The sequence below is a fragment of the Rhizobium sp. No.120 genome (genome assembly GCF_054558365.1).
On the sequence record NZ_BAAJNQ010000001.1, the window covers coordinates 474971 to 499297 of the forward strand.

The 24327-nt window shown below is 58.5% G+C and carries 27 protein-coding genes; 8 read left to right on the top strand and 19 right to left on the bottom strand.

What is annotated here, in order from left to right:
• Positions 1 to 2: 2 nt before the first annotated feature.
• The 6 genes from ACYJRZ_RS02375 to lgt all read right to left on the bottom strand — a co-directional run bounded on the left by ACYJRZ_RS02375 (position 3) and on the right by lgt (position 6108).
• Positions 3 to 935 carry a ribose-phosphate pyrophosphokinase gene (locus tag ACYJRZ_RS02375; RefSeq protein WP_459455717.1) on the bottom strand — a complete coding sequence of 311 codons (933 nt, stop codon included), beginning with the start codon at positions 933 to 935 and terminating at the stop codon, positions 3 to 5.
• A gap of 104 nt (positions 936 to 1039) precedes the next feature.
• Positions 1040 to 1921 (bottom strand): hypothetical protein, encoded by an 882-nt coding sequence (locus tag ACYJRZ_RS02380; RefSeq protein WP_459455719.1) that lies wholly within the window; start codon positions 1919 to 1921, stop codon positions 1040 to 1042.
• A 55-nt stretch (positions 1922 to 1976) separates the two neighbouring features.
• Complete coding sequence (locus ACYJRZ_RS02385; protein WP_459455721.1) at positions 1977 to 3128, bottom strand: M24 family metallopeptidase; 1152 nt, start codon at positions 3126 to 3128, stop codon at positions 1977 to 1979.
• 1 nt (position 3129) lies between these two features.
• On the bottom strand, positions 3130 to 3957 hold the full coding sequence (gene pgeF / locus ACYJRZ_RS02390; protein ID WP_459455723.1) for a peptidoglycan editing factor PgeF: 828 nt from the start codon (positions 3955 to 3957) through the stop codon (positions 3130 to 3132).
• Between the two features lie 88 nt (positions 3958 to 4045).
• Positions 4046 to 5143, bottom strand: a complete 1098-nt coding sequence (locus ACYJRZ_RS02395; protein ID WP_459455725.1) for a class I SAM-dependent methyltransferase — start codon at positions 5141 to 5143, stop codon at positions 4046 to 4048.
• 77 nt (positions 5144 to 5220) lie between these two features.
• The gene (gene lgt / locus ACYJRZ_RS02400) at positions 5221 to 6108 is read right to left on the bottom strand and encodes a prolipoprotein diacylglyceryl transferase (protein WP_459456908.1); all 888 of its coding nucleotides are present in this window, start codon (positions 6106 to 6108) and stop codon (positions 5221 to 5223) included.
• A gap of 256 nt (positions 6109 to 6364) precedes the next feature.
• Here lgt and ACYJRZ_RS02405 point away from each other — a divergent pair, with 256 nt between their 5' ends.
• From ACYJRZ_RS02405 to ACYJRZ_RS02420, 4 genes are all read left to right on the top strand, one after another.
• Positions 6365 to 6625, top strand: coding sequence for an accessory factor UbiK family protein (locus tag ACYJRZ_RS02405; protein WP_459455727.1), 261 nt, complete (start codon positions 6365 to 6367; stop codon positions 6623 to 6625).
• Positions 6626 to 7013: 388 nt separating this feature from the next.
• On the top strand, positions 7014 to 7514 hold the full coding sequence (locus tag ACYJRZ_RS02410) for a type III secretion system chaperone family protein (RefSeq protein ID WP_041677603.1): 501 nt from the start codon (positions 7014 to 7016) through the stop codon (positions 7512 to 7514).
• Position 7515: 1 nt separating this feature from the next.
• Complete coding sequence (gene proC, locus ACYJRZ_RS02415; protein ID WP_459455730.1) at positions 7516 to 8355, top strand: pyrroline-5-carboxylate reductase; 840 nt, start codon at positions 7516 to 7518, stop codon at positions 8353 to 8355.
• 15 nt (positions 8356 to 8370) lie between these two features.
• Positions 8371 to 8712: a tRNA-binding protein gene (locus ACYJRZ_RS02420; protein ID WP_459455732.1), complete on the top strand. Its 342-nt coding sequence runs from the start codon at positions 8371 to 8373 to the stop codon at positions 8710 to 8712.
• A 36-nt stretch (positions 8713 to 8748) separates the two neighbouring features.
• Here the strand turns inward: ACYJRZ_RS02420 and ACYJRZ_RS02425 are convergent, their stop codons facing one another.
• The 6 genes from ACYJRZ_RS02425 to ACYJRZ_RS02450 form a co-directional block, all read right to left on the bottom strand.
• The gene (locus tag ACYJRZ_RS02425; RefSeq protein ID WP_459455734.1) at positions 8749 to 9330 is read right to left on the bottom strand and encodes a DUF1349 domain-containing protein; all 582 of its coding nucleotides are present in this window, start codon (positions 9328 to 9330) and stop codon (positions 8749 to 8751) included.
• Positions 9331 to 9342: 12 nt separating this feature from the next.
• On the bottom strand, positions 9343 to 10725 hold the full coding sequence (locus tag ACYJRZ_RS02430; protein WP_459455736.1) for an ATP-binding protein: 1383 nt from the start codon (positions 10723 to 10725) through the stop codon (positions 9343 to 9345).
• A 22-nt stretch (positions 10726 to 10747) separates the two neighbouring features.
• Positions 10748 to 11449, bottom strand: a complete 702-nt coding sequence (locus ACYJRZ_RS02435) for a response regulator (RefSeq protein WP_459455738.1) — start codon at positions 11447 to 11449, stop codon at positions 10748 to 10750.
• Positions 11450 to 11525: 76 nt separating this feature from the next.
• Complete coding sequence (locus tag ACYJRZ_RS02440) at positions 11526 to 11996, bottom strand: MarR family winged helix-turn-helix transcriptional regulator (protein WP_459455740.1); 471 nt, start codon at positions 11994 to 11996, stop codon at positions 11526 to 11528.
• Between the two features lie 456 nt (positions 11997 to 12452).
• Positions 12453 to 12716 (bottom strand): hypothetical protein, encoded by a 264-nt coding sequence (locus ACYJRZ_RS02445; RefSeq protein WP_015340595.1) that lies wholly within the window; start codon positions 12714 to 12716, stop codon positions 12453 to 12455.
• A 245-nt stretch (positions 12717 to 12961) separates the two neighbouring features.
• Complete coding sequence (locus ACYJRZ_RS02450) at positions 12962 to 13600, bottom strand: DUF1236 domain-containing protein (RefSeq protein WP_459455742.1); 639 nt, start codon at positions 13598 to 13600, stop codon at positions 12962 to 12964.
• A 247-nt stretch (positions 13601 to 13847) separates the two neighbouring features.
• Between ACYJRZ_RS02450 and ACYJRZ_RS02455 the strand changes: the two genes are divergently transcribed.
• Positions 13848 to 14492 (top strand): MBL fold metallo-hydrolase, encoded by a 645-nt coding sequence (locus ACYJRZ_RS02455; protein WP_459456910.1) that lies wholly within the window; start codon positions 13848 to 13850, stop codon positions 14490 to 14492.
• Between the two features lie 11 nt (positions 14493 to 14503).
• Here ACYJRZ_RS02455 and ACYJRZ_RS02460 read toward each other — a convergent pair whose 3' ends face one another.
• The 5 genes from ACYJRZ_RS02460 to ACYJRZ_RS02480 form a co-directional block, all read right to left on the bottom strand.
• Entirely contained in the window at positions 14504 to 15049 is a 546-nt protein-coding gene (locus tag ACYJRZ_RS02460) for a DEAD/DEAH box helicase family protein (RefSeq protein WP_459455744.1), read from the bottom strand.
• A 239-nt stretch (positions 15050 to 15288) separates the two neighbouring features.
• Positions 15289 to 15726 (bottom strand): BA14K family protein, encoded by a 438-nt coding sequence (locus tag ACYJRZ_RS02465; RefSeq protein ID WP_459455746.1) that lies wholly within the window; start codon positions 15724 to 15726, stop codon positions 15289 to 15291.
• Positions 15727 to 15871: 145 nt separating this feature from the next.
• Entirely contained in the window at positions 15872 to 16087 is a 216-nt protein-coding gene (locus ACYJRZ_RS02470) for a cold-shock protein (RefSeq protein ID WP_004116423.1), read from the bottom strand.
• 498 nt (positions 16088 to 16585) lie between these two features.
• Entirely contained in the window at positions 16586 to 17476 is an 891-nt protein-coding gene (locus ACYJRZ_RS02475) for a DMT family transporter (RefSeq protein ID WP_459455750.1), read from the bottom strand.
• A 96-nt stretch (positions 17477 to 17572) separates the two neighbouring features.
• On the bottom strand, positions 17573 to 18730 hold the full coding sequence (locus tag ACYJRZ_RS02480; protein WP_459455752.1) for a PQQ-dependent sugar dehydrogenase: 1158 nt from the start codon (positions 18728 to 18730) through the stop codon (positions 17573 to 17575).
• A 515-nt stretch (positions 18731 to 19245) separates the two neighbouring features.
• Between ACYJRZ_RS02480 and ACYJRZ_RS02485 the strand changes: the two genes are divergently transcribed.
• Entirely contained in the window at positions 19246 to 20448 is a 1203-nt protein-coding gene (locus ACYJRZ_RS02485) for a pyridoxal phosphate-dependent aminotransferase (protein ID WP_459455754.1), read from the top strand.
• Between the two features lie 142 nt (positions 20449 to 20590).
• On the opposite strand, the gene ACYJRZ_RS02490 is transcribed toward ACYJRZ_RS02485, so the two are convergent.
• Positions 20591 to 21694 (bottom strand): calcium:cation antiporter, encoded by a 1104-nt coding sequence (locus ACYJRZ_RS02490; RefSeq protein WP_459455756.1) that lies wholly within the window; start codon positions 21692 to 21694, stop codon positions 20591 to 20593.
• Between the two features lie 228 nt (positions 21695 to 21922).
• Here ACYJRZ_RS02490 and ACYJRZ_RS02495 point away from each other — a divergent pair, with 228 nt between their 5' ends.
• Positions 21923 to 22204: a DUF2188 domain-containing protein gene (locus tag ACYJRZ_RS02495; RefSeq protein ID WP_069612638.1), complete on the top strand. Its 282-nt coding sequence runs from the start codon at positions 21923 to 21925 to the stop codon at positions 22202 to 22204.
• 74 nt (positions 22205 to 22278) lie between these two features.
• Here ACYJRZ_RS02495 and ACYJRZ_RS02500 read toward each other — a convergent pair whose 3' ends face one another.
• On the bottom strand, positions 22279 to 23229 hold the full coding sequence (locus ACYJRZ_RS02500) for a LysR family transcriptional regulator (RefSeq protein WP_459455759.1): 951 nt from the start codon (positions 23227 to 23229) through the stop codon (positions 22279 to 22281).
• 80 nt (positions 23230 to 23309) lie between these two features.
• On the opposite strand from ACYJRZ_RS02500, the gene ACYJRZ_RS02505 reads away from it, so the two are divergent.
• Positions 23310 to 24299 (top strand): SDR family oxidoreductase, encoded by a 990-nt coding sequence (locus ACYJRZ_RS02505; protein ID WP_459455761.1) that lies wholly within the window; start codon positions 23310 to 23312, stop codon positions 24297 to 24299.
• Positions 24300 to 24327 lie beyond the last annotated feature (28 nt).

Sequence of the window (24327 nt, forward strand, 5' to 3'; positions counted from 1 at the left end):
GCTCAGTCGAACAGGCTTGAAACCGATTCTTCCTGGCTGGTACGGTTGATCGCTTCACCGATGAGGCCAGCCGTCGTGATGACGCGAATATTCGGGGCCGATAGTACCGCGGTCGTCGGCTGGATGGAATCGGTAATGACCAGTTCCTTTAGCTGCGAGTTTGCGACACGGGTCACGGCGCCGCCGGAGAGAACGCCGTGGGTGATATAGGCGGTGACACTTGCCGCGCCGCGTGCGAGCAGAGCATCGGCGGCGTTGCAGAGCGTGCCGCCGGAATCGACGATATCGTCGATCAGGAGGCAATCCTTGCCGGAGACGTCACCGATGACGTTCATGACTTCGGATTCGCCGGGACGATCGCGGCGTTTGTCCACGATCGCCAGCAGACAGTCGAGGCGCTTGGCGAGCGCGCGGGCGCGCACGACGCCGCCGACATCAGGAGAAACGACCATGACATTGCCGATATCGTAGTTCGCCTTGATATCGCGCGTCAGGATCGGCAGTGCGTAAAGATTGTCCGTGGGGATATCGAAGAAGCCCTGGATCTGGCCTGCGTGCAGGTCGAGCGTAAGGACGCGGTCCGCACCTGCTTCGGTTATCAGATTGGCGACGAGCTTTGCCGAGATCGGCGTGCGCCCCGAGGCGCGGCGATCTTGGCGGGCATAACCGAAATAGGGGAGAACCGCGGTTATGCGTCGCGCCGACGATCGGCGCATCGCATCGATCATGATCAGCAGTTCCATAAGATGGTCGTTGGTCGGAAACGACGTCGGCTGTACGAGGAACACATCCTCACCGCGTACGTTTTCCTGGATCTCTACGAAAATCTCCTGGTCGGCGAACCGGCGGACGCTAGCTCTTCCCAAGGGAACGTTGAGATAATTGCAGATCGCTTCGGCAAGCTGCCGGTTCGAATTGCCTGCGAAAACCTTCATTGTGGCCCGCCTATTACCAACCTGATAGCCGCGCTTTTAACCGCCTTGCTCTCGAATGCAAGAGGGAGAGGCATGTTAGCTTCATATTTCTGAAAAGCTTTTAGCTATCCACCGTTGGATTCGCGCCAGGAATTGAAGTCCGACATGGTTTTGGTGGCAATTTTCTGCATGACCGTTGGAGGAACGGCCGACCAAGGGTCGCCACGCTTCAGAGGCGTGCTTTCCGAGCCCTGGATGCGGTGGACGCGGTTGCCATTGCTATCAAGCACGTCCCAGACGTAGGTCACGGAAATCTGCGGGCCGTCTTCAAATGCGGAAAGATAACCCTTGAGAATATAGGCGGCACTGGAATCGCTTGAGCTCTTGATCGTAAGGCCAGCCGAGCGGGCTTCGGCACCAAGCTGGCGCGACAGTGGCGTGACGGCTTCCACCGGAGCGCCGATGATCGGCAAAAAGCGGACGCTATTGCCGCCCGTAGCGGCCGCCGGAGGCAGGGAGGCCTGTTGCCGATCCGGCTGCTGTTGTTCCGGCTGAGGATCGTCGGCAGTCTGCTGTTGCGGCTGCAGCGGTGGATCGTCCGACAGGCGGCGGTCGACCTCACGCTGCTCGTCGGCCTCCGAAAACTGATTGCTGGCCGGAGCGATGGAGGCGGTGCGGGAGCCGTCGAGTGGGCGGGAGGCATATGGATTGCTGCCGCTTGACCTCAGTGCCGAGGCCTGGTCGTCGAGCGTACCGCTGCCGCCGTAGTTTTGCGGTTGATAGGCCTGCTGGGAGGTCTGCTGTTGATAGCCGTAGCTCTGCTGGGCGCTTTGATAGGTTTGGCGGCGCTGGGGTGTCGAAGCCATGCGCTCGACATCGCGCTGCGTGACCGGGCTGGAGTCGACATCACCGATCGCTTCGGGCGGGGTCAGCGCGTCCGTGGTGTTGCAGGCGGAGAGCGCGAGGCAAAAGCCGGCGACAGTCAACGTTATCCTGGTCACTCCCATTGACGCGATCCTTTCTCCCGACGGTCTGACCATCCAGGATCGCTATCTTACGCCCTTAACGGTTAAGAAATTCGAGAGGGTGGCGGGAAAGGGCTTTCGGCGCTTGCGAGGTCGTTAGATAGGTCTGCCCGAGGGTCATGGCGGTGCCGCTGTCGGAATCCATGATAATCATGTGCACGAAGAGCGACATGTTCTCCTGGATCTCAAGCGGATTGCCCATGTGGAACATTTCGTGCTCCATCCATGACGGCGAGAAGCGGGCGCCCATAGAATAGCCGCAGGCGTTCAGCCGATGGCGGGCAAGGCCGCGCTCGTCCATGATCTTCGAATGCATATCGAATACGTCGCCGAAGTTATGCCCGGGCATCAGGATTGTCTCGATGGCCTGCAGGGTTTCAAGGCAGGCGCTGTAAAGCTCGCGATGGCGATGACTGGGAGTGCCGATGACGATCGTGCGCATCATGGCTGCGTGATAATGGGCATCGACACCGGCCCATTCGAGCGTCAGCTGGTCATCCGCGTCAAGCTTGCGACGGCCGGACTTATAGCGGCAGAGCAGGGCTTCCGCACCCGAGCCGATGATGAATGCATTGGCCGGATAATCGCCGCCGCCGGCAAAGACGGCGCCCTGCATGGCTTCGAGAATGTCCGACTCATCCACGCCGGCCTTAACCAGAGACAGGGCAGCGTCCAAGGCATCGTCGGCCAATGCAGCAGCGCGTTCGATATGAGCGATCTCGGCCGGGCTCTTCGTCAGACGCAGGCGGCTGATGAGATAGGAGGCATCGACGATCTGGCCGAAGCTCGCCAGTTGCTGGTCAAGCAACCGGGCGATGCTGCCCGTCATGCCGTGGGTGTCATATTCGATGCCGATACGGGCACCGAGCAGATCCAGATCAGACAATAGTTCCTTGAGATCGAGCGTCGGATCCGCGTTGACGCGATCAACCCATATGCGGATATCGGTGATGACGGAGGTCAGCTGCGCTTGGCGCAGATCGGCCGAGCGTGTCATCAGCGTTAGAGATCCATCCGCTTTGACGACCAGCGTCTGGAAAAAGCAAAAGCCGAACGTATCGTAGCCAGTGAGCCAATACATGCTCTCCTGTGCAAAGAGCAGCATGGCATCGAGTTTTTCCTCCTGCATTCTCGCCAGCAGCCGTGCCAGACGAGCATCGAATTCGCTGCGTTCGAAATGCAGGGCCATATTAGCTTGCCTCCTCGATAGCGATGGCGGAAATCTGGCGCCCGTAATCCGGCTCCTTCGCGTGCGTCGTGCGGCGATAGGAGAAGAAACGCTCCGGGTCCGGATAGGTGCACAGGTTCAGGCTTTCAGCAGTGATACCAGCCTTGCGCAGACGATCTATCGTGAGCGATGGGAGATCGAACATTGCATGACCTTCGCGCTCTGAAGGGGCGAAGTATCTGGCATAATCGGGATCGTGAGCAACAAAGCGCTCGACGAATTCGGGACCGACCTCGTAGCTCGCCTGACTGATCGATGGGCCAAGGCAGGCAATGATGGCTTCGCGCCTTGCACCGAGCGCCACCATAGCATCGATGGTATTTTCCAGCACGCCGGTCAGCGCGCCCTTCCAGCCGGCATGGGCGGCGCCGATGACCCGGTTTTCGGGATCGGCAAACAAGATGGGGCCGCAATCAGCAGCGAGCACACCGATTGCGATGCCCGGCGTTGCCGTTACCATCGCATCGGCCTGCGGCCGGCTGCCGTCGTAATGCGCACCGATGGTCACGACATCGGGCGAATGGACCTGATGCACGGTAGCGAGCTTCTCGACGGGCAGACCGAACCAGTTGGCGACGCGGCGGCGGTTTTCCTGAACGCGCTCGCGATCGTCATGCGAACCCAAGCCCACGTTCAGCCCGCGATAAAGGCCTTCCGATACGCCGCCGGCGCGGGTGAAATAGCCGTGGCGAATGCCCGCAGCCTCGGCGGCGCTCAGCAATGTGCTTGCAAGTGGTGTCGGCAACGGGATGTCCCTTGATAATCTTGATTGGCCTGTCGTGCTTGACATAACGCAGCCGCGGCGAAGCAGTTCGATCGTTGGGGAATCTTGGCCCAGCCCGCCGCGCGCTGTCAATCGCAGGATTGGTGGTCAAACCTCAGCTGACGGGACGAAAGGGCAGGAGGTCGAGCGCTGGGCTGGAGACTGCCAGCACCTTGAAAAGCTCCCCCATCTTGCCTTCGCCGGCGCCGGCAAGCCGCTCTACGGCGACGCTGATATTCTCCTGCATTGCCACATCCTGGTCGCGGCCGAGAGCGGCTGCGCGCTCGAGCAGACCGAGCCCGACAAGAAAATCGCCCTGATGACAGCAGCCATTTATATGCAGGCCGGAGGCGAGCGCCGTCTGGGCCAGATGCTGGAAATCGACATGGCTGGTCAGGTCGGCTTCGCCGGGGTGCTCCAGCGGCGGATCGTATTCGTGCATGCGCACGGCCTGCAGCGTATCGCCGAAGCTTGTCGCCATATGGCCGTAATCGATGGCAAGCGCCGTGCCGCCATGAGCAGCGAGCCTGTCGCAGATTGTCGTCATGACTGCCTGCCGGGCGGGAGCAATCTCAAAGATCGTGCCAATCGGCGGCAGGCCACCATCGGGAAGGAGCGAGGGGTCGAGCGTCGCAACACCTGTCGTGAAGGTGAGCTCGTCACTGACGTCGAGACCGACCATGCGCTCGCGAAAACCGTTGACGGTGCGCACGAACTGGCGGATCGGAATGGCGTCGAAAAGCTCGTTGGCGGCGAGCAGGGTAAAACCTTCGGGTACCTCGCCGAAATCCGTGTGCCAGGAAATTTTGGCGCCATGCGCCTCCAGAGTCTGGCGCTGGAAGCCCTGCAGGCGCTCGCTAGTTTCGACGAGATGGACTGTCACGGAATCGTAGAGCGGCTGCGCCAGCTTGCCGATGACGCGCAGCATATCCGACATCATCGTGCCGCGGCCGGGGCCGATTTCGACAAGGCGCACCTCGGCCGGCGTTCCATGCCGCTGCCAGGCATGCACCATGAAGACGCCGATCATTTCGCCGAACAGCTGGCTGATCTCGGGTGCGGTGACGAAGTCGCCGGATTGGCCGAAGGGCTCACGCGTCTTGTAGTAACCATGCACGGGATCGGCGAGACACAACGAAAAATAATCCGTAATGCTCAATGGTCCGTTGGTGCGGATGATGGCTTTGATTTTTTCCCCGAGCGCCGTCGTCATTCTTTGCTTTCGCTAGTGCGTGGCCCAAACAGACTGGGAGCGTCTTTCAAGAAGACCACGCGATATTGAATTTCACCTCAAGCCGTCTGCCTCGCCGCTGCCTGCCGGGCGCGGATGACAGCCCATAGGCCGATGGCGACCATCGGAAGCGACAGCACCATGCCCATTGTCAGCCAATTCGTGCCGAGCAGATAGCCGAGCTGCTCGTCAGGCTGACGGAAGAATTCGACAAAAATACGCGAGAAGGCATAGCCGATGACAAAAATACCGCTGACTGTACCCGGCTTTTTCAATGCCAGTGCCCAGCGGGTCAAAATGAAGAGCAGCAGGAAGAGAATAATGCCTTCGATGCCTGCCTCGTATAGCTGGCTGGGGTGCCGCGGATCGGGACCGGCGGGGCAGGCGCCGTTATGGGCGGCGATCACATGCGGACTGCAGAAGACCATCGCCCACGGAACGTCGCTGACCCGGCCCCAAAGCTCGCCGTTGATGAAATTGGCGATGCGGCCGAAGAATAGGCCGATCGGCGCGACGGCGGCAACGATATCGAACAGGCTCCAGACTGGAATCTTGTTTCGCCTTGCGAACAAAATCATGGCGATGGTCGTGCCTATTAATCCGCCATGGAAGGACATGCCGCCATTCCAGACCTCGATGGCGCGGATCGGATTGGCAAGCACCGGATCGAGATCGTAGAAGAGGATATACCCTATACGGCCGCCGAGAACGATGCCGAAGGCGACCCAGAGAATGAAGTCATCCAGATGCTGGCGCGTCATCGGTGCGGTATCGTTCAGCCAGAGCTTGCCATTGTCGACCAGCCGCCTTGCATAGAACCAGCCGAGCAGGATGCCGGCGACATAGGCAAGCCCGTACCAGTGAACCGAAATCGGGCCGAGGGAGACGGCGATGGGATTGATGTCCGGAAACGGCAGGATGGCGGCGAGATTGGCGGATGTCAGCAAGATCGTCAGGCCCGTTTCAGCATGATCCCCGTTCCAGTCCGGAACGGGGATCATGCTATATAGCTAAATGTGCGCGGAACATGGCGTTCGCTGTCGAAACGGTCAAGTCGATTGTTGATCCGCCCGCTATCGCGGCTGCGCTTGTCCAGTCCTATCTCAATTTGCTTGCATCGGCCCCTTGGAAATCCTACCTCAGGACTATCTGGCCCATATCGATGCCTGACCGTTGAGGGCCGACGGCCGCAAGGAGATTGCCATGAGCACTGGACCGAACCGAATCTTGGATGAATTCGCCAAGCTGATGACCGATGCCGCCGGTGCTGCCCAAGGCGTGCGCCGCGAAATCGAGACCGCCTTCAATGCCCATGCCGAGCGCTGGCTGAACAGCATGGATATCGTCAAGCGCGAGGAATTCGAAGTCGTCCGCGAAATGGCGATCAAGGCACGCGACGAAAACGAGGCGTTGCTTGCGAGAATCGAAGCGCTCGAAGCCAAGCTTACTTCCAAGGGCAAATAACCTGGACTTCTATTGCCGATCGGCACGGCACCCGTTTGCCGTGCCTTTTTCCTCTGAAAATTTCCGTCCGTTTTTCCACTTGTGGACATAAGCAAAAAAGCCAATCGCCAGAGTCGGTTATGACTCCCTTCTGAATAGGCGTCGGAAGAGCTTTCCACAGTGCCGTTTCCAAAATCACCGTTCAGGGGCTGGCATGCCGGGCATGCCGCTATACACTGATTTTAAATGATGATTCGAAACGGACTTGGTAAGCCCCGGGCATGGTGGAAGCGTTAGTCTGGCAGCCGTTCAACATCATCCCGAGGATGTTTCCGGAGTAAAATTGTTTGCGTTCTTTCAGTGTCGAGCCACGGGAAAACTGCAACCGATCCGGTCAAGAAGGTGCTGCATGAGCCTTATGGAAATGGAAGCCGAACGACAATCGAATCCGGTCGATATGATCGAATTCGTCGCTGCCAATAACGACTGGTCGTTCGAACGGTCCGGCGAGGACGAGCTCGCCATGACCGTCGAGGGACGATGGACCGACTATCATGTCTCTTTCTCCTGGATGGAGGAGTTCGAGGCATTGCACATAGCCTGCGCGTTCGACGTCAAGGTGCCGGATCCGCGGGTCAACGAAGTGATCAAGCTTCTGTCCTGCATCAATGGGCAGGTGCTGATGGGGCATTTCGATCTGTGGCGGCAGGAAGACATCGTCATCTTCCGCCAATCGCTTCTCTTGTCGGGTGGGGCGGAACCTACGAACCGTCAGGTGGAAGTGCTGCTTTCCAACGCGCTTGACACCTGCGAAGCTTACTATCAGGCTTTCCAATTCGTCGTATGGTCCGGGCTCGATGCAAACCGCGCCATGGAAGCCGTACTTTTCGAAACGGTAGGCGAAGCGTGACATGACAGGCGAACAATCCGCCAATGCATTTGCATTCTCCGGACCGATAATCCTGATCGGCGCTGGCAATATGGGTGGCGCATTGTTGACGGGGTGGCTGAAAAACGGCGTGCCGGGATCATCCGTCATCGTTGTCGATCCCAATCCGGCCGAAGCGATGCGCGAAATGATCGCGGATGCCTGTGCAAGCCATGTCACCGAAGTTCCGAAAGGTGTGACGGCGGGAGTTCTCTTCATCGCCGTCAAACCGCAGGTCATGGATGCGGTTCTGCCGCCCTTCAAATCCGTCATGGGCGAGGGAACCGTCGTCGTTTCCATTGCGGCCGGCAAGACGCTCTCCTCGCTTGAAGCGAATCTGGGGGAAGCGGCGATGGTGCGTGCCATGCCGAACACGCCCGCCATGGTCGGGCGCGGTGTGACGGGCGCTTTTGCCAATGCGCGCGTGAGTGATCGTCAGCGGCAACTGGTGCAGAATCTCTTGAAAGTATCCGGTCCGGTCGAATGGGTGCCCGGCGAAGCCGATATCGACTCGGTAACCGCCGTTTCCGGCAGCGGCCCGGCCTATGTTTTCTATCTCGTGGAATGCATGGCGGAGGCGGGCCGAAAGCTCGGCCTGCAGGCGGACCTCGCCATGCGGCTTGCACGGGAAACCGTCGCGGGGGCTGGTGAATTGCTGCACCAGTCTCCCGACGACGCTTCGCGCCTGCGCCAGAATGTGACCTCTCCTGGCGGTACGACCGCTGCGGCATTGAGCGTCCTGATGGCTGAGGATGGCATGCAGCCCCTGTTCGATGCGGCCCTGGAAGCGGCGCGAAAACGGGCGCAGGAACTGGCCGGCTGAATTTAAAGGCAAGACATGGCGGAAGAGATCACTTACGGCGACTTCGAGCGGGTGGATATTCGTGTTGGCACGATCATCGAAGCGGAGACTTTTCCGGAAGCGCGCAAACCCGCTTACAAGCTCAGGATCGATTTCGGACCGGAGATCGGCATCAAGCGCTCCTCCGCGCAAATCACCGTGCACTATACGCCGGAAACTCTTGTCGGCCGGCAAGTCCTGGCGGTGATCAATTTTCCGCCGCGGCAGATCGGGCCGGTGCGTTCCGAGGTGCTGACCCTCGGCTTCGAAGACGAATCCGGCGCGATTGTTTTGGCCGCTGTGACCCATCCGGTGCCGAACGGCAAGAAGATGATGTGAGCCCTGTCCCTTTTTCTCAAGAGGAGAAGGCAGAGATCAGTGAATATCCCGCGACACCGGATCGGTCAGGCTGAAGTCGAGGAATTCCGCTTCAAAGCCTTCGCGTTGCGGTGAGCAGAAAGCCGGGCCGACCAATACTTCCTCCAGCGTCGGATCGAACCAGGCAAGCCTTGCCATGCGCCACTCGCTCATGCGGTCGGTGCGATACTGGATGAAGAGGGCATCGCCGTTGCGGGTGACCCGCGCCGACATGGCATCGAACTCGTGATCGAGGCGGAAGGCGGACCAATCGGAATTGCCATTGGTGACGACGACACTGAAATGCCTGGCGCCGTCGGTATATTCGATCCCGCATTTCATCCAGTGCCTGGCATCATGGCGCACCATCAGGCCGGCCTGATCGTAAAGCTCGCGATAATGCCCGACGAAGGTGACTTCGGCGGTGAAATCGCCGCGGCGGGACCTTCCAAGGAAGTGGCCGTCGTCGCGGTGGAAGCCGTAATAGGTTTCTTGCCAGAAATCGGTCTTGTTGCCGGATTGAACGAATAGGCGCTCCCGGTTCACTTCCCACATCGGCGGCGTGTTCAACCAGTGCATACCATCGATATCGATCGGCATATGCTCTCTCCCTCAGGCAGGAATGCGGATGGTGGCACGCAAGCCTCCCAGCGGGCTGTCGCCGAGCGTGACGTTGCCGCCATGGCTGCGGGCAATGTCGCGTGCGATGGCAAGACCAAGGCCGGTGCCCGACTTATCGAGATTGCGCGCCGAATCCAGCCGGAAGAAGGGTTTGAAGACGTCGTCTCGCGCCGCGACCGGGATACCGGGGCCATCATCATCGAAGACAATCGTCAGCCATTTGGCGCTGTGCCTTGCTTCGATGCGAAGGCTGTTGGCATAGCGCCGGGCATTGGTGGCAAGATTGGTCACCAGGCGGGTAAAGGCATTCGGCCGGACGGAGATCTGATCGTCGCCTTCGATGGAGAAGCTCATGGATTTGCCATGGAGGGCGAAGTCCTGCTGGATCTTTTCGAGGATATCGCTGAGCTTGAACTGCCCAACATCTTCTTCCGCCTCGCCGCGTGCGAAGGCCATGTAGCCCTCGAGCATGCTTTGCATGTCCTCCACATCTTCACTGAGACCGGCAAGATCCGGATTGTCGCCGACAAGGGCGAGCTGCAGCTTGAAGCGGGTAAGAACGGTGCGCAGATCATGGCTGACGCCGGAGAGCATCGCCGTGCGCTGCTCGATCTGCCGCTCGATACGTTCGCGCATTAGGATGAAGGCAAGGCCTGCGCGGCGTATTTCGTCGGCGCCCCGAGGGGAATAGTTTTCCAGCCGCTGTCCTTTGCCGAAGCTTTCGGCGGCCTGCGCAAGCGCCAGGATCGGGCGGATCTGGCCTCGCAGAAATAGGACGGCGATGCCGATCAGTACCAGCGAGGTGCCAACCATCCAAAGGATGAAGATATGGGTGTTCGACGCATAGGTCTGACTGCGTTTGGCGAAGACCCGCAGCACCTTGTCGGGCAATTTGATGCGAATCTCGACCAGGCTGGAATTGCCGACCGTGTCAATCCAGAAGGGCAGGTTGATCTGATCGCGGATCTCATCGCTCAGAATGCCATCCAGGATCGAGAAGAACGGTTTTTCGCCGGGCCGCGGCAGTTCGCCACCCGGTTCGATCGAAATCGCAAGATCGAGCTTCTGGCGCGCCATTTGGGTGATGGCGGTATAGTCGGCATCCTGTGGATAGGTCTGGATAATGCTGATGATCGCGGCGATGTCGCGCGTGGTCGCCATCGACAGGCGCTGTGTCACCATCTGCCAGTGGCGCTCCATGAAGACGACGGTGACAACAGCTTGCAGGATGATCATCGGCAGGATGAAGATCAGCAATGACCGGGCATAGAGGCCAGTCGGCAGAATATAGCGACGCATCCAGCGCGAAAGCCACCGCAATCCGTTGGATGGCGTGTGATCCTGGTCGCGTCTGATGGAATCGAATGTCACCATAATCTGGTCCCGCGGGCCGATTTCAGTCTATGCTCAGGCGATAGCCGATACCACGCACCGTCTGCAGCCAGATAGGGTTGGCAGGGTCATCTTCAATCTTGCGGCGCAGCCGGTTGATCTGCACGTCGATCGTCCGCTCTCCCACTTCGGCATCGCTGCCGATGAGTTCATGGCGCGGGATCGTCTCGCCGGCGCGCTTGGCAAAGAGCAGCATGATTTCCTGCTCGCGGTCGGTGAGGCGAATGAGTTCGGCCGCCTTCTTGAGCTCTTTGCGGGTGAGCGAAAACGTATAGGGCCCGAACATCACGAGTTCGATCTTCGGAGCATCGGCGGGCGCATTGCGACGCAGAATATTGTTGATGCGCAGCACCAACTCGCGCGGGTCGAAGGGTTTCGGCAGATAGTCGTCCGCCCCGGCCTCGAGGCCGGCTATGCGGGAATCGGCTTCGGCCAGTGCCGTCAGCATGATGATGGGAATATTCTTGATGGCGCGCAGGCTCGACGTCAGTGCAATACCGGATTCGCCGGGCATCATCACGTCCATGATGATGAGATCGAAATCGAGCCCTTCCAGCTTGCGGCGCGCTTCGGCGCCATCGGCAGCAGCCGTGACGCGGAAGCCCTTCTCCATCAGGTACCGGTTGAGGAGCGCGCGGATACGGGTATCGTCGTCCACCACCAGAAGATGTGCTGCGTCGTCCGAAATTGCTGCTTTTGTCGTCATTCGATCAATCTCGATCCTGTCCTACCCGTCGGTTACATTGACGCATTCCATCCCGGCCCCGCGGGCTGGAGTGTCGTCATTTTTCAGTCTGCATTCCTCTCAGGAAACGCTTCACGCTTTCGCGCGTCGCTTCCGACGCGCCTTCGAATGCCCTTTCAATGCGGCGCGATTGCGGCTCGGCCAGCGCCAGCGCCAAGTCTCTGCCGGCTTGCGTCGGGTACAGCTTGCGCTGCCGTCGATCCTCCGGACCTGCGACTTGGCGAATATAACCCGAATCGATCAATTGTTTGAGAACCCGCGCCAAACTCTGTTTTGTGATCTGCAATGTTTCCAGAAGGTCCGCAACGGTCATGCCGGGTTCGCGGTTAACAAAATGGACGACGCGATGATGGGCCCGGCCGAAGCCGCTCTTGAGCAGAATCTGGTCTGGATCGGAAACGAAATCGCGGTAAGCGAAGAAAAGCAGCTCAATGATCTCGAAATCAATGCTTCCCGCATTCTGCAGCGGCGTTGCCAGCAGCTCCGTCTTTGCCGCATTCTGGCTCATCTGTCGTGGCACCCTGGCATTTCCTTTCCTATTATGGAGCATTCGGGAAACTTCCGAAAAAATACGTCAGGCCTGTTGACGCATTTTTACGTTGCCATCCGGCTTCGCACAATGCCATGCGGCTCGAATGGCGCTGCTTCATTAGGAAATTAAGCGCGGCCCCACGAAAACGCCAACATATCCTGTATTTTCGCTTGCTGCCATCGGCGCTGAGACGCAGCGATCGACTGCACGGCGAAGTGGCGGATCGTCCGGGACAGGTGGAGACGAGAGAGCGCGTAGGGCTGGGAATTCCCGCGCATATGCGATCGGCAAAGGCCGCGAAAACCATGGAGATGGCATATTCTTTCGCTCCGCTCCGCTCGAAGCACGGCGGCGGCCTGTTCGCAATTAGAATTGCCCATTGATCTGCACAAGCCGGGTCATTGCCGGGCCCGGCCTGTGCGATCCCATTATTTACGACTTGCGGCCAAGAACCGCACCGACAATCGCGGAGAGTACGCCGCCGGCAACCAACGAGGATATGCCCTGCGCGATAAGGCCGGTAAGAGCCTCGCTGCCGATGAGGTTCAGGATCAAGCCGCCCCCAAGGCCGCCGACTGCCCCGGCGATCGTTCTCGCGACGAGATTGATCCCGTCCTGTTTCAAAACGGCGCTCGCAGCGTTGCCACCGATCGCACCGGCAATCAATTGCGTAATGATAGGCCCTAGACTTTCCATGACTGCCCTTCTCCCATAATTCCGGAGACGCTTCCGGATGCCCTGTCGCGGCAGCCCGGATCGATGCCAGGCAGCGGCGATAATCCCTACTGATATTAGGATTACATCATGCACGGATCGCTGGAAATAGAAGGGCAACCCCGACGGGAGAAATCTGCAATTATTCAGGGGAAATCTGCTGTTTGGGCATGCGGCTCGATAGCCGCATGCCAAATTCGTCATCCGGTGAGGTGCCGCAGGGCGAATCAGCGGTAGACGTAGACGATCCTGCGCGTGCCGGGATCGACCAGCACCGGCTGATGGTTCACCTCGACGTAGCTATATTGATAATCCGGAATGCGGTGCACCTCCACGCTTTGCGGGACGGTGGCGCCGACTGACAAATCTCCGCGCAACTGCACCGTATCGACCGGATTGTCATCAATATAGGTCCGAACTTCCTCAGGCGGCGTGACGGCAACCACATCTGTGCCGTTTTCATCGACTGGACCCAATAATTGATCATTCGGACTCGGCTGAACGCGCTGTACGCTGCCCGTCTGGACTGGGTCTGTCTGTTCATAGGTAATGGTAGGAATGCCCAGGTCATCCCGGTGGTCCTGAACGACGACCGAGGTGCCATTCTGTTCCACGCTTAGATATTGCGCATAGACCCAGCCCCGCATGCCGTTGACATCGACCCGGCACCAGCGGCTGCCCTCGACGCAGCCATCCAGAGTGGCTTCAGATCCTCGTGTGGCGACGCCGACTGTTGGGAATTCCGCTCCAGGCCCGGAACGAACTTCGATATCGGTGGCGGTTGTTGCGGCCATCTCGGCCTGGGCGAGACCCGCACTGCCGAGAAGGACAAAGCCGGTCAGCAACAGATTTCTTTTCAAGGACATTGGTTTTCTCCTTCTGTCTTGAAAGACTTCTCTTCAACGCTTCGGATGCTTCGGTGTTCCGATTGGCTGCACGAGAGCATCTGACGATCGGTCGAAAATAAGAACAAGCATATGAAATCACGTGCCATTCCCAAATTTCGTCAGGACGGTCTTCGTTGCCCGCGCCACTTTGCAGTTGGCAGGGGCTGTTTTGCCGGGAATTTGCCGCTATACCGGCGACAAGACGATCAAACAGACGAGGCGCTCCATGGGCATGCTCCAGGCCGGCATCATTCCGGTGACCCCTTTCGAACAGAACTGCACCATCCTGTTCGATCCGGAGACGAAGGAGGGCGTGGTGGTCGATCCCGGCGGCGATGTCGATATCATCCTGCAGACGGTGCGCGAGAACGGCATCACCTTGAAGGCCATCTGGCTGACCCATGGCCATATCGATCATGCCGGCGGTGCCGACGAGGTGCGCGAAAAGCTCGGTATCGATGTGATCGGCCCGCATGAGGATGATCGCTTCCTGCTCGAGGATATCGAAGCCAAGGGCAAGATGTTCAACATCAGCGGCGTACGCAACGTCACGCCGGACCGCTTCCTCAAGGAGGGTGACAAGGTCTCCTTCGGCGAACATGAGTTCGAGGTTTTCCATTGCCCTGGCCATGCACCGGGCCACGTCATTTATTTCAACCGGAAGCAGGGCTTTGCCCATCTCGGAGACGTGCTGTTCAACGGCTCGATCGGCAGAACCGATCTGCCCGGCGGCAATCACCAACAGCTTTTGGAATCGATCCGCGACAAGGTCTTCCCGCTGGGTGATGAGGTCGGTTTTATCTGCGGTCACGGGCCGGGGAGCAAGATCGGCGACGAGCGTCGCACCAATCCGTTCCTGCGCGGACTATAGACGAAGCGTAACTAGCGGACCTTTTGCCCTGCATTTTCGTGGCATCTGGAAAGAATATCGTCGACAACGCCGGCGAGGGACGCTGTCGCATCGATGCTTATTGCGTTCTTCGGAATGTCCTCCTGCGTCGCGTGCAATCGCAGGATGATCTCTCGCTCGGCAGGCTTGCCACCAAACTCATCTTCCGGTCTGGCGGCAAGCCGGCGGTTTAGTGTGTCCAGATCGACGTTGAGAACGAAGACCCTATCGAACAAATCAATAAAGCGATGGAAATTCCTGGAGCCGCCGCAGAAGAAGGAGATCGGATGGCTTTGATCGGTGACCAGGGATTTGACCTTGCCGACATCCCAAAGGTGATGTCTATGCCCGAATGCTACATCAGCAATGTGTTCGTGAAGGGAGGCGGCATCCAGCGGTTCACCCGTTTCCGGATCGCCCTGATAGGCCAACTCCCGATCGCCGTGGATGACATGGTAGCCGCGCCGCTGCAGTTCGGTGGCGACAGAGGTCTTGTCGGTTCCTGAAACGCCTTCGATCAAACAGTTCGTGATGCCCATTCTCAGTCCCTTGAAATCTTCCTTACGCAGCCAAAATGATGGTAACGCGTGAAAATGCCGACGTGATAACGGCAAGATATTATCACAGAGGGTCTGGATGAGAGCTTCGAGCGCGATAATGTGGCCACAAGATCCTGCGGAAACACGAACGCTTCCTGACAGGATATATTCCGTATGAATCAGGCGCCCCTCGAAAGCGGCGCCTTCCTCGCATTCTCATTCGGCGTATGGGTTTGAAATCAATTGGCCGTGCAGAAATGGCGCATGCCGTCATAGCCGACATAGGTGCCGGAGCGGCTGTCGAAGCTTCTGTAACGGTCGTAACAATAACGCATCCATGCCTGCGACCAGGGACGCAGGCCATATGCCGGCGGCGGCGCGTCGTAGCTAACCTCACGCTCGACATAAACACGGCGCGGCGGCGGGCGATAGTAATAGGCCGGGGGAGGGGCATCGTAGTCCGGATCGACATAGGCCGGGCCGGGCTCCACGTAGCGCGGCTGGCTGGCGATGGCGGAGCCGACGATCAGGCCGGTTGCAAGCCCGGCAGCGCCGAACGCCCAACCCTCGCGGTTGTGATGGCGCCAATATTCACCGGCGGAAGCAGCGCTCATGGAAGTGACCGTCAATGCCGCGGTGACGGCGGACATGACGAGCGTTTTGCCAAGTATGGTCATTGGCCTATCCTCTAACCGAGGCGGGCAAGTCATTCCCGCTCTTTCATGGAGGGCAAACTATACGTGGCAAAGTGAATGCAGACTGAATGACAAAACCCGGCATTGCTGCCGGGCCTCAACTCGAATTTGATAGCCGTAAGGCGTCTCAGCCAGCAATCTGCAGATTGACGGCCTTCGGCCCCTTGCCGCGGCGATCCGGTTCCGTGTCGAAGCTTACCTTCTGGTTTTCCGACAATCCTGCCAGGCCAGAAGCCTGAACTGCAGAAATGTGTACAAAGATGTCTGCGCCACCCTTGTCCGGTTTGATGAAACCGAAGCCCTTATCGGTATTGAAAAACTTTACAGTGCCAGTCTCGGCCATGCCTCAGGTCCTTTTCTCTCTGCCCACCATCCACACGGGCAGCATTACTTCAGTTGCCCTTGCGGGCGCTTGCAGGCAGTTCTCGAAATTTGAAGGAAAAGGTCCCCGTAACTCGGCATGGTCGTGATGCGATGTTTGCCACCCCGCTTCTCGACCAAGCTGACCGGAATATTAGCGTTTCCGGCTCGCAATTCTATTAGGACTTCCCATGCTCTAAAAATGCCCGAACACTGTGGAGAGTGCTGTGTTTAGGGGAAATTGGCAAGCAAAAGTTTTTTAACGCGGTACAACCGGCACAATACAGTAATGCGAATATGTTAAGGCGATTCGCAAATTTTCCCACTTCGAAACAAGTTTCTAAGGGTTTTGCATCGCTCGCGATATAGTTTTGACGAAATTTCCCCATATCTGCTGGGCTGAACGGCTATTTTCGATCATTCGAAAAATTTTGCCAACTCATCGCAACAAGCGACTGAAAGCGCGCATTTCCGGCGTTTTTTACGCTGTAGCGTCGCGCCGGCGCGTCAATTCCGGCACCAATTCCACGGCGAGCATTGCTGCAAACATCAAGGCGCAACCGGCATAGCCAAGTGGGCCAATGGTTTCGCCGAGCAGCAAAGCGCCGAGCGAGGCGCCGAACAATGCTTCCGACGACAGGAAGATCGCTGCCTGGGGCGCCGTCGTGTAACGCTGGCCAATGATCTGCAAGGCGAAAGCCAGGCCGGAGGAAAAGATGCCGACATAGAGGATTTCGCCGAATGCGGCACGTATATCGGCGATGCCGATCGGCTCGATTGCCATTGCGACGGTAAGAGAGAGGATGGCGGTGACGGCAAATTGCATGGCGGAAATGCCGAGCGGCCGGCCGGTTTCGTTCACGGCGGAACCCGCAAGTGTGATTTGCGCAGCCCAGAAGAGGGCGCAGATGACGGTCAGGAAATCGCCAATGGTAAGGCGCGAGAAGGAGCCGCCGGAGAGCAGGTAAATGCCGCAGAGCGCCATCAATGCCGCAGGCCAGATGATCCAGTGCGGCGTGCGGCGCAGGAAGATAACGGCGATCAGCGGCACGAAGACCACGTAAAGGCCGGTGATGAAGCTGGAATTCGTCACCGTCGTCGTCAGGAGGCCTAGTTGTTGTGTAGCCGCTCCGCCGAAGAGAGCGAGGCCGATCAGTAGAAAGGACAGCCAGTTACGTGGCGTCAGCGGTTTCGCAGCCTTTCTGTTTTCCATCCGCACAAAGGGCAGGACGACCACAGTGGCGACGGCGAATCTGAGGCCGATGAACCAGAAGGGGCCGATGGACTTCATGGCTGTCGATTGCGCGACGAAGCCGCCACCCCAGATCGCGGCGGCAACCAACAACAATAAATTCGCCTGCATGCGAGACATGTGTATCCTACGGAAGGGAAAAGGAGTGAGGCGACCGTTAGCAGCTGCTTTTGCTTGCGGCAAGGCTGAAAGGCGCCAGAAGCGGAATGCTTCGTGCTAGCTTTCTGCTCTCGAAATCCTCAGAAGCGCTCCGTCGCTTTCATCGGTCGTTATCAGCAACGCACCATCGGGGGCGACCTGTATGTCGCGCATGCGACCGAATCTTCCCTCAAACATGCGTTCCTGTTCGGTGATCTCGCCTTGATGCTCGCTCAGCCGTGAGAGCAACTCGAACTTCAGTGCCGTGACCAGGAAATCGCCATTCCATTCGGGAAACATCTTGCCGCGATAGACGGCAATAGCGCCCGGCGCGATCGAAGGGTCCCAATAGAAGCGGGGCTGCTCCATGCCCGCCTTTGCCGTTCCGATCCCGATCTTCGTGCCGTCATAATTGACGCCATAGGAGATGACCGGCCAGCCGTAGTTCTTACCGGCTTCCGGCGTATTGATCTCATCACCGCCCCGGGCGCCGTGCTCGGCTGTGTAGAGCCTGTTCGTCTCGCTGTCGAAGGTGATGCCTTGTGGATTGCGGTGACCCTTCGACCAGATTTCGGGCAAAGCGCGCTTGCCGTCCTTGAATGGATTGTCGGCGGGAATGCTGCCGTCGGCTTCGATATGGATGATGGAGCCGGCATCGTCGTGGAAGTCCTGTGCACGGTCCTGTTGGCCACGGTCGCCAAGGCTGACGAAGAGGCTGCCGTCGCGAGCGATCGCGATGCGCGAGCCGTACTGAATATTGCCGCGCGAGAGCTTGTTCATCAGGAAGATGCGCTTCACATCCGTCAGCCGAGTTTCGTCCGGCGATAGTCTGGCGCGGAATACGGCCGTACCGCTTCCGCCGTCGCCTGCCACCGAGGCGGTGAAATAAAGGGTGCGGTTGCCGGAGAATTTCGGATCGAGTTCCACATCCAGCAAGCCCCCCTGACCCTGCGCGTAAACCTTGGGGACGCCTGAGATTGGAGCGGAAATCTTGCCATCACGGATGAGCCGCATGCGGCCTGGCCGTTCGGTCACGAGATAGGCACCATCGGGCAGTACGACAACCGCCCAGGGATGTTCCAGCCCGGCCGCGATCGTCTCGACCTTGACGTCGACCTTTTGTGTCTCGATGGTCTGTACAGGTTCGGCAAACACCGATGTTGCTGTCAGCAGGGCACAGACCATCAAGGCGATCGCAAATCGGTTTCCGTCTGATTCCGTTTTTGCGTCACGCATCTGTCTGACCTCCCAGTAGCCTTGCGTTTGCAAGGTGGGACCATTCGGTTGCCATTCAAGGCTGACAGCGGAGCCGATAACGTCTTTGTGTTCTCGCTTTTGACTGATGGATGCTTTTCGGCTCATTCACGCTTGCTAGCGAGGAAGACGTTTTGCACGCGAGAGGCATTCAGTCTGTCTCCTGGGAGGCTGGTGCCGATGGAAGTATTTGATATTAATCAGAAATTTCCGCCATCTTCATAAGCTGATTCAGGCGCTTCGCGTAATGATTCAAGTTCGGAGCGATTGGCGCTATCTGGCTACGATCCGTACGGCTCGGGCGAAACCGGCGAATGCGCGCTCGGCCGGGCTTCTAGCCGGATAAGAAAAGCTTGCGCAGAGTGCGGAAAGCCATGAAATAAAGCCACTGTGACGCCTTTGTGCTTGAAACGTTGGCCCATATTCGACATAGAGCTTAGCGCAGAAATCTGGTCCACAGGCTTTCTGCCATTTTCAACCGAATAGGACCGATCACTATGGCCTTTCTTGCCGACGCTCTTTCCCGTGTAAAGCCTTCTGCCACCATCGCCGTTTCTCAGAAAGCGCGCGAGCTGAAAGCAAAAGGACGCGACGTGATCGGCCTCGGCGCCGGTGAACCGGATTTCGATACGCCCGATAATATCAAGGCAGCCGCGATCGATGCGATCAACCGCGGCGAAACGAAGTACACGCCGATTTCCGGCATCCCGGAACTGCGCAAGGCAATCGCCGCCAAGTTCAAGCGCGAGAATAATCTCGATTACACCTGGGAGCAGACGATCGTCGGCACCGGCGGCAAACAGATCCTGTTCAATGCCTTCATGGCGACGTTGAACCCGGGCGATGAAGTCATCATCCCGACGCCTTACTGGGTTTCCTATCCGGAAATGGTGTCGCTGTGCGGCGGTACACCGGTTTTCGTAGCCACGACGCAGGCCAACAACTTCAAGCTTCAGCCGGCTGACCTCGAAAAGGCGATCACGCCGAAGACCAAATGGTTCATGTTCAACTCACCGTCCAACCCGTCAGGCGCTGCCTATTCGCATGCTGAGCTGAAGGCGCTGACGGACGTGCTGGTCAAGCATCCGCATGTCTGGATCCTGACCGACGACATGTACGAGCACCTGACTTATGGCGACTTCAAGTTCGCCACGCCGGTCGAAGTCGAGCCGAGCCTCTATGACCGCACGCTGACCATGAACGGCGTGTCGAAAGCCTATGCGATGACCGGCTGGCGTATCGGCTATGCTGCCGGCCCGCTGCAGCTCATCAAGGCCATGGACATGATCCAGGGTCAGCAGACCTCGGGTGCAACCTCGATCGCCCAGTGGGCTGCCGTCGAAGCGCTGAATGGCACGCAGGACTTCATCCCGCGCAACAAGAAGATCTTCGAAGGTCGCCGCGATCTCGTGGTGTCGATGCTGAACCAGGCGAAGGGCATTTCCTGCCCGGTTCCGGAGGGCGCTTTCTATGTCTATCCGTCCTGCGCCGGTTTGATCGGCAAGACGGCTCCGACCGGCAAGGTCATCGAGACGGATGAGGATTTCGTCTCCGAGCTGCTGGAGTCGGAAGGCGTTGCCGTCGTGCACGGCTCGGCTTTCGGCCTCGGCCCGAACTTTCGCATCTCCTACGCGACCTCGGAAGAGCTGCTCGAGGAAGCTTGCCGCCGCATCCAGCGTTTCTGCGCCGCCTGCAAGTAAGCGCTCTACGATAGCTTACATGGAAAGCCCGCCAGAGATGGCGGGCTTTTTCGTATTCAGGTTGGCGGTTTCGGCTTCATCAAATGATTCAAGCGCTTCGCAATTTGAATCCGCGTATCGGTGTAAGTCCTTGAAATCGGAATCAAAGGCCGAGTGCCGTCAGCATGATGAAGGTGGCGAAAAGAATGAAATGGGTCATGCCTTCGATGGCGTTGGTTTCGCCATCATTGAGGTTGATGGCGGCGACGATCAGCGTGATCATCACCATGACCGTCTGTACCGGCGACATGGCCATCATGAAGGGCTGGCCTGTGTAGAGCGCGATCGCCTCCATGACAGGTACAGTCAGGATAACCGTCGAAAGCGAGGCGCCTAAGGCGATGTTGACCGTCGCCTGCATGCGGTTTCTGAGCGCTGCCCGCAGAGCGGTTAGAATTTCCGGTGCAGCCGAGATGGCCGCAACGACGATTGCGGCGATGGCGGGCGGTGCGCCCGTGCCCTTTAGGCCGGTATCCATGAAGGCCGACATGAATTCGGCCAACATACCGATTAGGACGACGCCGACCAGGATCGTGACGATCGAAGTTGTCGTGGATTCCTCTTCGTGATGCTCTTCAGCCTCGGCCGCAGCGATCTTCTTTTCCGTGCGCGGATAGCTGTAGCTGAAGAAATAGCTGTGCCGGCCGACCTGCATGCGCAGGAACAGCGCGTAAAGCGCGATCATCGCGACGATGGTGAAGGCCGAATAATAGTGCCATTTCGCATCGGGAATGAATTCCGGCACGATCATCGAAATGCCCATGGCGGTCAGGATCATCACGCCATAGGTTCGGCTGGAATCGTCGTTGTAGGGCTGTTCGCCATGTTTCAGGCCGCCGAGAAGGGCGGCAAGGCCGAGGATGCCGTTGATATCGAGCATGACGGCGGCGTAGATGGTGTCTCGCACCAGCGTCGGCGAACTCTCGCCGCTCATCATGATCGCAAGGATGATGACCTCGACGGCAACGGCCGAAAGAGTAAGGATCATCGTGCCGTAGGGATCGCCGACCTTGACGGCAAGGGTCTCGGCGTGATGGGCAATGCGCATGGAGGCCAGCACAATCGTTGCGATCAACGCCGCAGCGGCGATCATTGATGCCGTTTGTCCCATTTCCAAAATTGGATGCTCGCCAACATAGGCGACAACGGCAACTATCAATGCCACCAGCAGATTTCGTTCCTGCTTAAACCACTTCGCTATGATCACTTTCCCACCTTTGCGCCGATTCACGGTTGCACTCTAAAGCAAGGTGTTCGCACATCAAGCTCGCGAGAAAGAGGGCGAAATTTGCAGTTAGCGCGGTTTAATGGAATACTGCGCGGATAGGTCTGCCCAACCACAACACCGCGGCATCCTCGAATCCGTCTCAGATGCACGCGATCCCGCCGGCAACGTCCGGTTCGAAGGTCTTGGCAGATGAGAAGGAGGATTTGAATGGTCAAGGTCGTTTATGAAATCGTGCCGCATGACGGTGGATGGGCTTACCGCTTCCGTGATGTTTATTCGGAAGCGTTTCCAACACATTCCGAGGCGGTGGAGGCCGCCAGGATCGTGGCAGCGGAACAGCAGATCGGAGGAGATTCAGCCGAAATCAGCTGGCAGGACGAGAGCGGCAAATGGCATGAGGAATATGCCGATGGCGGCGACCGACCGGAAACGGAAGTCATCGACGGCCAGGTGCATTTCCCGCCGGTCGATACTGCCCCTGGCGCTTAGTCTTTCGGCTCGTCTGACGCCTTTTCTATGATTGCATCGACGAAGTGACGCTTTCGGCAGCGTAGCGATCGCCATCATAGCGATGGAGTTCGGCCAGCTCCAGTTTCAGGGCGGCATAGGCGACTGCTATTGTCTTCCTTGATGTAATCCAGCAAACCCGCAACGAGCGCATCAAATGTCACGCGGCAGCGTGGCGATGTCTTCAGGTTTTCATGCATGACGATCCAGGTGTCGATCTCTACCTCTATCTCCGGCAACAGCTGCACGAGGTTTGGATCGCGGTTTGCCAGGGGAATTTGAAGGAAGCCGATGCCGATGCCGGCGCGCAGGGCGTTATGCAGAGCAATGGTGTGATCGGAGCGAAAACTGAAGGAGATGCCTTCGAGCACAGGATAACGCTTCGTCATCATGCGGATATAGGCAGTCTGGCGATCGAAGCCGATGAGCTTATGCCGACGCAATTCCCCGACGGTTTCGGGCTTGCCGTGCCGCTCGATATAGCTGCGATGGGCGAAGAGGCCGAGAGAGATGATGCCGATGTGCCGGGCGAGCAATGCTTCTTGCGCGGGCGCGACCATGCGCACGGCGATATCGGCCTCGCGCTGCAGCAGATCTTCCACCTCATCGGAGGCCGAAAGCTCCACGATCAGATCGGGATATCTAGCCTGCAGCGCGGCAAGGATCGGTGGCAGCACTTCGGCGCCGATGACCTCGCTCGCGCTGATGCGCACCGTGCCGCTGACCTTGTCCTTTGAGCCGGAGGCTGCGCGCAGCAAAGCCGCGGTCGTGCTGGCCAATGTCTCGGCATAGGGTTTCAGAACGAGGGCAGTGTCGGTCGGCAACAGCCCCTGCTGCGAACGCGTGAACAGTTCTGCACCGACCGATTGCTCCAATGCGAGGATATGACGCCCCACAGTCGGCTGTGTCAGGCCGAGTTCGCGGGCAGCGGCGGATAGCGAGCCGTGCTCCAGCACGGCGAGAAAGGTGCGATAGAAATCCCAGCTTGGTTCAGCGGCTCGAGTCATATATTTTTGTATAGCATCTGCAGATTTTTCGGCAATTTCGTTTATCATCGATACTAAGCATAGTCAGCCCATCGAAACCGATGGAGATGGCGATGAGCGACAATAAGCAAAGCAACAAGACGGCCCTGATACTCGGCGCGACCGGCGGCATAGGCGGTGCTGTCGCGGAAAGGCTTGCCCTTCGCGGCTGGCGCATTCGGGCGCTGAACCGCAATGCGCCCGAGGCGGCCCGCCGCCAGCCGGAGTTCGACTGGTTCCAGGGCGATGCGATGCAGGCGGATGATGTTCTGAAGGCGGCGCAAGGCGCCGATATTATCGTGCATGCCGTCAACCCGCCCGGCTATCGTAATTGGGGCAAGGTGGTCCTGCCGATGCTCGACAACACCATTGCCGCCGCCAAGGCGGTCGGTGCGCGGATTGTGCTGCCCGGCACCGTTTATAATTTCGGTCCCGATGTTTTCCCGAATGTGACCGAGGATAGCGCGCAACGGCCGAAGACTCGCAAAGGCGCTATCCGCGTGCAGATGGAGCGGCGTCTGAGAACGGCGGCAGAGCAGGGCGATAGCCCGGTCATCATCGTTCGCGCTGGCGATTTCTTTGGTGGATCTCGTGCCAATAGCTGGTTCTCTCAGGCTATGGTGGCACCGGGCAAGGCGATCACTTCGATGACTTATCCGGGCAGACGCGGTGTCGGCCATCAATGGGCCTATCTGCCCGATGTTGCCGAGACCATGATCCGGTTGATCGAGAAGGGCGATGAGCTGCCGGCCTTCGCCGTCTATCATATGCGTGGTCATTGGGATGGAGACGGCAGACAGATGATCGAAGCCGTGCAGCGCGTCATTGGACGCAAGGTAAAGGTGAAATCGTTTCCCTGGTGGATGGTTCCGCTAGCCTCTCCCTTCGTGACATTCATGCGTGAACTGCGCGAGATGAGCTATCTCTGGGATGTGCCGTTGGAAATGCGGAACGACAAGCTGGTGGCTGTTCTTGGCGAAGAACCGCATACGCCGATTGATGAGGCGGTAAGGGCAAGTCTTGCCTCCATCGGCTGTTTGCCGGCAGCTTGAGCTGCTCCAATCAGGCATTCAGTTCAGC